Here is a 1129-nt window from a genome sequence, read left to right as displayed (position 1 = left end):
AAGCTGATCATATCTTAAGAACTTCTCCTTATATCGATTATAAGCCTCAATACCTAGATCCTGAATTTCACACAGGGCAAAAATCTACTTTGCTTGAATTTAAAGATTGGCAAAAGATTTATTTAAAAGATCCTGTTAAAGGAGCTATTGCTCCTTGGACTAAAGCAGAAAAAGCTTATTATAAGTCTTTAAAAACCAAAAGAGAAAGATGTAAATATTTAGCTATAAGAAGTGGTTTAAGATCTGCTGTTATAGATATACCTTATGATGCTTATTGCAATGTAGATGAAAAAGGAAGATTGGTTAATGAAGAATATATGGATATTTATGATGAAGTAAGTTCTCATCGTGGAACATTAAAATCTTATTCTTTTTTTAATGAATGGGAATTAGCTGCTTTACTTTTAGGAGATATGAAAGCTAGTCCTACAGCTGCTGTAGGATTTAAAACAAGACAACAACAAGCTTTATTCTTACAAGCTCAATTTGGAGATAAAAATGCTTTTAAAAGTTTAGGTTTAGCAGTATTGTGTTCTAATTCTTTTATCACAGGACAACATTGGAATCAGATTAGAGCAAAAATGATTTATGATTTACACGATTATTATTATGAGAGTTTATTGGATGAATTTGGTATGATACCTTTTTTGGATGAAATTATAGGAGCAGATTGGACTATTGATTTAAATACGTATCAGTTTGCCTATGATGAAGAAGGCAATATGATGTGGAGTTTGTTTAATGAAATTGACAAGGGTAAATTAAAAGATCCAAGGGATGTGGATTCTACTCCAGAGAGCAGAAATAAATTTGATGATTATATGGATGCGTGTAAAGAGCAATTGGTAACTAGATTTGATGTAGATACACCCAATGACTGGAGTGAGCAACAAGCTGCTTTAGATAGAGATACTGTAGTTTTATGTGCCAAACTAGCAGCCCTAACCCCTCCTCAAGGTTATCCTAATGCCCCTTATTATTTCACACCTGAAAGATTAGAATGGATTTATAAAAGAGGTTATTTAGATAAACTCCTTGATCCTAGAATCCCCGCTATTAATCGTTATAATTTTCCAGAAGAACTTAGAGCTAAGATAAGAGCTTATGCTAAAGAACATGGTATTAAAGA

The 1129-nt window shown here is 32.2% G+C and carries 1 protein-coding gene; it reads left to right on the top strand.

Annotated elements, in window-relative coordinates; translation table 11 throughout:
• Positions 1-1129: hypothetical protein (locus tag CQA75_RS08890; protein WP_137624599.1), on the top strand; the 1129-nt coding region annotated here is incomplete at both ends.

Origin of the sequence: Campylobacter taeniopygiae, from assembly GCF_005406225.1 — a bacterium.
GTDB classification, from domain to species: Bacteria; Campylobacterota; Campylobacteria; order Campylobacterales; family Campylobacteraceae; genus Campylobacter_D; species Campylobacter_D taeniopygiae.
Note: the sequence above shows the minus strand (reverse complement) of the source record. Positions and strands in the feature narration are given on the sequence as shown.